This is a genomic window from Rheinheimera soli (assembly GCF_031457405.1).
Lineage (GTDB): Bacteria > Pseudomonadota > Gammaproteobacteria > Enterobacterales > Alteromonadaceae > Pararheinheimera > Pararheinheimera soli_A.
This window is the reverse complement of the sequence record NZ_JAVDWR010000038.1, coordinates 1-8,117: the sequence shown is the minus strand read 5'-3', so window position 1 is coordinate 8,117 and position 8,117 is coordinate 1. Positions and strand designations below refer to the sequence as shown.

7 protein-coding genes are annotated in these 8,117 nt (G+C 46.1%); all 7 read left to right on the top strand.

All coding sequences use genetic code 11. The annotated features are described in order from the left end of the window. Positions 1-120 precede the first annotated feature (120 nt). The 7 genes from J2W69_RS20390 to htpG all read left to right on the top strand — a co-directional run bounded on the left by J2W69_RS20390 (position 121) and on the right by htpG (position 7,980). Positions 121-969 (top strand): HvfB family MNIO-type RiPP peptide maturase, encoded by an 849-nt coding sequence (locus tag J2W69_RS20390; RefSeq protein WP_310282042.1) that lies wholly within the window; start codon positions 121-123, stop codon positions 967-969. Between the two features lies 1 nt (position 970). Beyond that, a complete protein-coding gene (locus tag J2W69_RS20385; protein ID WP_310282040.1) occupies positions 971-1,708 on the top strand; it encodes an HvfC family RiPP maturation protein in 738 nt (245 codons plus the stop codon). Between the two features lie 272 nt (positions 1,709-1,980). Beyond that, a complete protein-coding gene (gene apt / locus J2W69_RS20380) occupies positions 1,981-2,529 on the top strand; it encodes an adenine phosphoribosyltransferase (RefSeq protein ID WP_310282038.1) in 549 nt (182 codons plus the stop codon). A 27-nt stretch (positions 2,530-2,556) separates the two neighbouring features. Beyond that, the gene (gene dnaX, locus J2W69_RS20375) at positions 2,557-4,716 is read left to right on the top strand and encodes a DNA polymerase III subunit gamma/tau (protein ID WP_310282036.1); all 2,160 of its coding nucleotides are present in this window, start codon (positions 2,557-2,559) and stop codon (positions 4,714-4,716) included. Between the two features lie 88 nt (positions 4,717-4,804). Further along, complete coding sequence (locus J2W69_RS20370) at positions 4,805-5,140, top strand: YbaB/EbfC family nucleoid-associated protein (RefSeq protein WP_008897685.1); 336 nt, start codon at positions 4,805-4,807, stop codon at positions 5,138-5,140. 18 nt (positions 5,141-5,158) lie between these two features. After that, positions 5,159-5,761: a recombination mediator RecR gene (gene recR, locus J2W69_RS20365; RefSeq protein ID WP_233009442.1), complete on the top strand. Its 603-nt coding sequence runs from the start codon at positions 5,159-5,161 to the stop codon at positions 5,759-5,761. A 287-nt stretch (positions 5,762-6,048) separates the two neighbouring features. Continuing rightward, on the top strand, positions 6,049-7,980 hold the full coding sequence (htpG, locus tag J2W69_RS20360) for a molecular chaperone HtpG (RefSeq protein WP_310282032.1): 1,932 nt from the start codon (positions 6,049-6,051) through the stop codon (positions 7,978-7,980). Positions 7,981-8,117: the final 137 nt, after the last annotated feature.

The window sequence follows — 8,117 nt, the reverse complement described above, 5'->3', positions numbered from 1 at the left end:
ACAGCTGATCCAGTAATTGGTCTGTAATTGGCATTCTTTATCCCTTCCAAGGAGTTAGGTAGAATGCCACTTACACAGATTTTTTTACACTCTCAGGCTGACTGCTTTTAAGGAAACCTTATGTCTGATTTCCCTTTTGGTTTGGCAGCTACAGAGGTCGGCTTGGGTTTGCGACGTGAAATGCTCACTACTGTGCTGGAACTGCCTCAAACCGATATCGACTTTTTTGAAGTAGCGCCGGAGAATTGGTTGCCTTATGGCGGTGCCTATCAGAAAAAATTCCGTCAGTTAACTGAACGTTACCCCTTTATCTGTCATGGTTTGTCTTTGTCTTTAGGCAGTCCTGATCCATTGGATCTGGATTTTGTTAAGCAAATCAAAGCTTTTTTAAAAGAACATCAGATCAAACTTTACAGCGAACATTTAAGTTATTGCTCTGCTGCAGGGCATTTGTATGATTTGCTGCCTATTCCTTTTACTGAAGAAGCCGCTGTTTATGTCGCAGAGCGTATTCGCCTGGTGCAGGACATTCTTGAGCAGCCTTTAGTCATCGAAAACGTGTCTTATTATGCGGCGCCCGGTCAGGAATTGTCGGAGCTTGAATTTACTAATGCAGTACTGGACCTGGCCGACTGTAAACTGCTGTTAGATGTGAATAATATTTACGTGAATTCAGTCAATCACAGCTACGATGCGCTGGCTTTTTTAAAAGGACTGCCTACAAAACGTATTGCTTATGGCCATGTGGCCGGGCATTACCGGCAAAGTGACAGCCTATTAATCGATACCCACGGTGCAGATGTGTCTGATCCGGTCTGGGCCTTATTATCCGAAGCCTATCAGCATCACGGCCTGTTTCCGACCTTGTTGGAACGGGATTTTAATATTCCTGATCTGCAACAACTGCAACTGGAGCTGGCGCATATTCGTGGCTTGCAACAAGCTAAGCAGAACAAGTTGAGGGCCTGAGATGAAATTCCAACAGCTTCAGCAGCAGTTTGTTGCTTATCTGCGCGAACCGGATAAAAACGAAAGGCCTGTGAATGTAGAGCAGGAAAGGCTGGATGTTTATCGGGAATTGTTGTTTAACAATGTTTCAGGTTTTGTTTGTGCTGCTTTTCCTGTGCTGAAATCTTTGTATTCAGAGCAGGCATGGCAGCAGCGTTTACAGCTATTTTTTGCCAAATATCGCTGCGACAATCCATTTTTTTTGTCCATAGCCCAAAGTTTTTTAGATTTTTTACAACACCAGTATCAATTACAACCTGATGATCCGGTGTTTATGCTGGAGCTGGCGCATTATGAATGGCTGGAACTGGATCTTGCGACTCGTAAAGCACAAGCCTGGGTTGCCATTACCGATCTGAAACAGCAGGCATTGCAGTTGTCTGAACTCTCTTCAGTGCAGGCGTATCAGTATCAGGTGCAGCAAATTTGTACTGAGTTTCAGCCGACAGAACCTCAAGCCAGCTTTTTGTTAATCTACCGGGATCCGCACGATGAAGTAAAGTTTATTGCGTTAAATCAACTGACGACTCTATTGCTGCAGTTGCTGGAGCAGCAACCGGGCCTTAGCTTTGCTGCGCTTATTGAATTGGTATCGCCTTATGTGCCTCAACTGGACTATGCTCAGCTGTCGGCAGGCGCTGAGGCTCTGCTGACGGATTTTGTGCAGAAAGGCATAGTGCATGCTTTTCAAGCTGGCTAAAATTCATTACCATGTCCCACCTTTTTAGTGAATGAGCTCAGATCATGGCAGACGAGAATTTTAAAGAATCTTTTGGCATTGGCCAGTTAGCGTTATTTATTGTCGTATTTGTGGTTTTACTCTGTCTGCCTCCGATTATCAGTTGGCTGCGGATCATCGCTTAAACTTTTTTCGAGCGTGAAATAACCGCCTGCTGGCGGTTTTTTCCTTTTTATGACGGAAATCTCTTAAGAAAACCGTCTTTTAAGCTGAATATAATCAGGATCGTGATGATGAATGAACACTCTCTTTCCGCTTTATTAAGTCAGGTGATCAAAGCTGTGCCTGACTACCCAAAGCCAGGTATTTTATTTCGTGATGTGACCAGCCTGATGCTGGACGCTGATGCTTTTGCAAAGGTTATAGATGCCTTTAAACAACAGTATCAGGGCAAAGGCTTTACCAAGATTGTGGGGACTGAATCCCGTGGTTTTATTTTTGGTGCTCCTTTGGCTTATGCTATGGGTTTACCTTTTGTACCAGTGCGTAAGCCAGGTAAATTACCACGAGAACGTATTGCTCAGTCTTATCAGTTGGAATACGGCGAAGACACATTGGAAATCCATAAAGACGCCATAGTTGCCGGAGATAAGGTGCTGTTAGTGGATGACTTATTGGCTACAGGTGGTACTATTGCTGCAACAACCAGTTTAGTTGAGCGTTTAGGTGGCAAAGCCACAGACGCTGCTTTTGTAGTGAATCTGCCGGATTTGGGCGGACAAGCGCGTTTAGAAAAGCTGGGGTTAAACCTTTATAGTCTGGTTGAATTTGCAGGCGATTAATTCCAATAAAACACAGGCGCAGGTGGCATGAGTTATCAGGTACTGGCAAGAAAATGGCGACCTCAACATTTTGGTCAACTGGTCGGTCAGGATCATGTGAAAACAGCGCTGACCAATGCGCTGAATCACAACAGATTACATCATGCCTATTTGTTTACCGGCACCCGTGGTGTCGGTAAAACCACTATAGCCCGTATTTTTGCCAAAAGTTTAAACTGCGAAACAGGGGTGACCTCCACACCTTGTGGCGTATGCAGTGCCTGTGTCGAAATTGATCAGGGTTTTTTTGTTGATCTGTTAGAGATTGACGCAGCTTCACGCACTAAAGTTGAAGACACCCGCGACTTACTGGATAACGTACAATACGCACCTAGCCGTGGCCGTTATAAAGTCTACTTAATAGACGAAGTGCATATGCTGTCGCGTCACAGCTTTAATGCGCTTTTGAAAACGCTGGAAGAACCACCTCCGCATGTGAAGTTTTTGCTGGCGACTACGGATCCACAAAAACTGCCAGTCACAGTTCTGTCTCGTTGTTTGCAGTTCAGCTTAAAGGCGTTAAGCCCGGAGCAAATTAAACAGCACTTATCTTATGTGTTGGCGCAGGAAGGTATTCCTGCTGCTGAAGACGCACTTGCATTGTTAGCGCGGGCTGCTAAAGGCAGTTTACGTGATTCATTGAGCCTGACTGACCAGGCCATAGCACAGAGCAATTCCAACATCACAGTGCCTTTGGTGCGCGATATGCTGGGCTATCTGGAACAGCAGTGGGCTGAGCTGTTATTAGCTGCAGTGATTAACCGTGATTTAGCTGCGTTGAAACAACATCTGGATCAATTGGTGCAGCAGCATAGTCATTTTGCTCATGTGCTGGATGATATGCTGGCCTTGTTGCATTTAGCCGCTTTAAGTCAGTTTAACTGGCAAGCGGCGGATTTAGTCACAGATCACAGTGCTTTTGTGCAGCAATTAGCAGAGCAGCAAAGCCCTGAGCAGTTACAGCTGTTTTATCAACTACTCATTTCCGGTAAAAAAGAATTGGCCTTTGCACCAGAGCCACGTATTGGTCTGGAAATGGCGTTATTAAGGGCTGTGGCTTTTGTGCCTGGCGCTGCTGATGCCACACCTGCCATGCGCGCGTCGCTTCCTGTGTCTCATGCGGCTGAATTGAAAGCAAAATTTAATTTGCCTGAAACTACACCTGCACCCATTCCGACGAAAGAACCTGAACTTGTGCCTCAAATGGCAGAGTCATTGCCATCAGAGTCTGAAATCACAGTCGAAATTAGCTCAGAGCAGCATGTAGCGACAGAAGTTGTGGCTGATGTTGCGCAGCCAGTTGCTGCAGGTATTGCCGCTTCTATTTTGGCGCGCCGTGGTATTAAAGCTGATGCTGTTAGCGCGGATAGGGCTGTGGAGACTCAGAGTGAAAAAAAGTCTGAACCAACGCCTGCTGTAGCCAAGGCTGCAGAGCCTGCTGCTATACCAAAAGCTCCGCCTCTAGCTGTCCTTGCGCCAGAAACTCAGCCCCTGGTTACGCAGCTAGCAGTTGCGCCAGTTCAAACTCAGGTTCAGCCTATTGAACAGGCTGAACCTGTACTGTCTGTTTATCCGGATGAATCTGATGCTTTGGATATAGCCACTGAAGATGCAGATTTTGCGGCCGACTGGGCCTGGCAAGAATTTCAGCAGCAACATCAATCGGAGCCCGAACCAGAATCACAGCCAATGACTGGCGCACCGGAAGCTAAAGCTCAATACCGTTTTGATGGTGTGATCACAGCCGAAAATTTTTCAGTGCGTCTTGCCGCTCAGGTCGATGAGTGGGCGGCTTTAGTCGATAGCCTGAATTTAGGCGGATTATTGCGTTTGTATCTGCTGCATAGTTGCATCAGTTGGGCAGGGGATACAGTGCAGTTGTTGGTTTGTCAAAGTCAGCAGCATTTGGATAAAGAAAAATTCCGCGCCGAAATTATTAAAGAATTGAGTCAGGCTTTTCATAAAGCTGTTCAACTGGATATTCAGTATCAACCTTGGGTCGAGACTTGTCCTGTGGCTATTCAGCAACGGATTGAGCAAGAGCGTCTGGTTTATGTAGAACAGTTGCTGCAGAATGATCCATGGGTGGTGCAGCTACAAAAAGAGTTTGGGGCGGAAATAGTCGCTGACAGTATTATCGTCAACTAATTCGTCTTGTTTTTTCATCTTGTAATTTCGGGCTCAAGTCATTATCTTGTCGCCAGTTTAATAGAGTCATTTTAAAGAGAGTACAGTTATGTTCAAAGGTGGTGGTGGCGGTTTAGGCAATATCATGAAGCAGGCGCAAGCCATGCAGGATAAAATGCAAAAGGCCCAGCAGGAATTGGCTAATCTGGAAGTCACAGGCGAGTCGGGTGCAGGTTTGGTGAAAGTCACCATGACAGGCAACCACAATGTACGCCGTGTCAGCATCGACGATAGTCTGATGCAGGATGACAAAGAAATGGTGGAAGATTTAGTAGCTGCTGCTATTAACGACGCGGTACGCCGTGTTGAAGAAACCAATAAAGCCAAAATGGCTGCTGTAACAGGTGGTATGCAATTACCTCCTGGTTTTAAGATGCCGTTCTAAGCTGTTGTCTGTTTTAGTATGAGCAAATTCAGTCCTTTACTGCAGCAGTTGATCGACGCCTTGCGTATATTGCCGGGTGTAGGTCCGAAGTCGGCACAACGTATAGCCCTGCAGTTGCTGGAACGCAACCGTTCTGGGGCTGTGCAGTTGTCCAAGGCTTTGGCTGTGGCTATGGAGAAAGTAGGGCATTGCCAGCAGTGCCGTACTTTTTGCGAAACTGATTTGTGTGCTATTTGTTCAGATCCACGACGCAGTGACAGTCAAAGCCTTTGTATTGTTGCTTCGTCGTCTGATCAGTTTGCGATAGAGCAAACAGGTCAGTTTAAAGGCCGCTATTTTGTCTTGCAGGGCCAGTTATCTCCGCTTGATGGCATAGGTCCTTCAGAACTTGGGCTGGATTTACTGCAAAAGCAGTTGGGTACAGGTTCAGTGCAGGAAGTGATATTGGCCACCAACCCGACAGTGGAAGGCGATGCTACAGCCTATTACATTGCTGAGCAATGTAAAAAGTATCAGGTGAATGTCTCCCGTATCGCCCATGGTGTGCCTGTGGGTGGTGATTTAGAGTATGTAGACGGCACGACCTTGTCTCACGCCTTTAGTGGCCGCAAACCCATCTGACCTTTGGTCAGGACCCTCGTTCTTGAAACTGTGCTGCGCCTCTCGTGCCACTTGCGTAGAACTGCAAATAGGCACGGATAAACCACGCCCCTTGTATTCCGCCGTGCTCTGGTTCTGCTTATTCTTTCGCCAATTGCCCGTTCCTCCATTTTGTTCTTTGTTTTGCCGCTATTTCCCCCTTGATATTTGTGGCTATTAAACCCATATCCTTGCCAGCACAATTCGAAAGGCGTTATGCATAGGCGCCTTTGCATTAAAGTCATTCCATTAAAGAGAAGGAGCTGTATATGACTGAGACAGTACAAAAACAAAAGCACGGCTTTCAGGCCGAGGTCAAACAACTTCTACAGCTGATGATCCATTCGCTGTATTCCAATAAAGAGATTTTCCTGCGTGAGCTGGTTTCCAACGCGTCCGACGCGGCTGACAAACTGCGCTTTTTAGCTTTGTCTGACAGCAGCCTGTATGACAATGACGGCGATTTAAGAGTTCGTATCAGCCTGGATGAAGCGGCTAAAACCATTACCATCAGCGACAACGGTATTGGTATGACGCAGGATGAAGTGATTAGCCATTTAGGCACTATCGCTAAATCCGGCACTAAAGAATTTTTTGGTCAGCTCTCTGGCGATCAAAGCAAAGACTCTCAGCTGATTGGTCAGTTTGGTGTAGGTTTCTACTCTGCCTTTATTGTCGCCGACAAGGTCACAGTCAAAACCCGTAAAGCAGGTGCGCCTGCTGATTCCGCTGTTGAGTGGGAATCTAATGGTGAAGGCGAATACAGCATTGCGCCTATTGTGAAGAATAGCCGTGGTACTGAAATCACTCTGCATTTACGCGATGAAGAAACTGAATTCTTAAGCCAGTGGAAAGTGGAATCTATTGTCACTAAATACTCTGACCATATCAGCATTCCGGTGGAAATGTATCAGGACGGCACTCCAGAGCAGGACGGTGAAGAGGGCGAAAAAATCCCTGCCACTGAAGGCTTCTGGAAAGCGGTCAACAAAGCCACTGCACTGTGGATGCGCGATAAATCTGAAGTCACTGAAAACGAATATCAGGAATTCTACAAACATATTTCGCACGACTGGACCGAGCCATTAAGCTGGACTCACAACAAAGTGGAAGGTAATACCAACTACACCAGTTTATTATTTGTGCCGAAAAAGGCACCTTTTGATATGTGGAACCGTGAGGCCCGTCATGGCCTGAAATTGTATGTACAGCGTGTATTTATTATGGATGACGCTGAACAGTTTATGCCAAGTTACCTGCGCTTTATCAAAGGTGTGTTGGATTCCAGTGATTTACCGCTGAACGTTTCCCGCGAAATTCTGCAGGACACCAAAGTGACGCAAAGCTTACGTAAAGGCTGTACTTCACGCGTATTAAAAATGCTGGAGAAAATGTCTAAAGCTGAAGACCAAAGCGAGTACCAGACCTTCTGGAACGAGTTTGGTCAGGTCATGAAAGAAGGCCCGGCTGAAGATGCCGGCAACAAAGAAAGCATAGCTAAGCTGCTGCGTTTTGCCTCTACTCATAATGACAATGCGGATCAGAATGTCAGCTTAGAAGCGTATGTCAGCCGGATGAAAGAAGGTCAGGACGAAATTTACTTTATCGTTGCTGACAGCTTTGAAGCCGCTAAACACAGCCCACATTTAGAAGTGTTACGTAAAAAAGGCATTGAAGTTCTGTTGTTATCCGACCGTGTTGACGAATGGTTAATGCAACACCTGACTGACTTTGAAGGTAAAAAGCTGCGTTCTATCGCCAAAGGTGGTCTGGATATCAGCAAGCTGGATGACGAAGAAACGAAAAAAGCTCAGGAAGAAACAGAAAAGCAATTTGCTGCTGTGACTGAACGCTTTAAAACAGCTTTAGGTGATCAGGTCAAAGCCGTAAAAACCAGCCATCGCTTAACCGACAGCCCGGCTTGTATTGTCACTGACGAGTTTGATATGAGCACGCAGATGATGAAGCTGATGGAATCTGTGGGTCAGAAAGTGCCGGACGTAAAACCTATTTTTGAGTTGAACCCGGATCATGCACTGGTGAAACATATTGCCGATGTGCAGGACGAAACGCAGTTTAAGCAATGGGCAGAAGTATTGTTTGATCAGGCCTTATTAGCTGAACGTGGCAGCCTGAAAAATCCTGCAACTTTTGTCAGCCGCTTAAACGCGCTGCTGCTGGATTTATCGAAAAAAGCATAAGTCACACCCTTAGTTTTAAAAAGCCTCTGCACACGCAGGGGCTTTTTTATTCGCAGCCATCCATGGCGCTCACCCTTTGGGCCAATGCTTTGCATTGTTAAAAATTGATCCTGACAATTTTTTATTCGCAGCCATCC

What these genes read in the sequence shown, in the direction of transcription:
- recR (WP_233009442.1), top strand. Translation starts at nt 5,159, where the DNA reads ATGAGCAAATTCAGTCCTTTACTGCAGCAGTTGATCGACGCCTTGCGT.
- J2W69_RS20390 (WP_310282042.1), top strand. Translation starts at nt 121, where the DNA reads ATGTCTGATTTCCCTTTTGGTTTGGCAGCTACAGAGGTCGGCTTGGGT.
- apt (WP_310282038.1), top strand. Translation starts at nt 1,981, where the DNA reads ATGAATGAACACTCTCTTTCCGCTTTATTAAGTCAGGTGATCAAAGCT.
- J2W69_RS20370 (WP_008897685.1), top strand. Translation starts at nt 4,805, where the DNA reads ATGTTCAAAGGTGGTGGTGGCGGTTTAGGCAATATCATGAAGCAGGCG.
- dnaX (WP_310282036.1), top strand. Translation starts at nt 2,557, where the DNA reads ATGAGTTATCAGGTACTGGCAAGAAAATGGCGACCTCAACATTTTGGT.
- J2W69_RS20385 (WP_310282040.1), top strand. Translation starts at nt 971, where the DNA reads ATGAAATTCCAACAGCTTCAGCAGCAGTTTGTTGCTTATCTGCGCGAA.
- htpG (WP_310282032.1), top strand. Translation starts at nt 6,049, where the DNA reads ATGACTGAGACAGTACAAAAACAAAAGCACGGCTTTCAGGCCGAGGTC.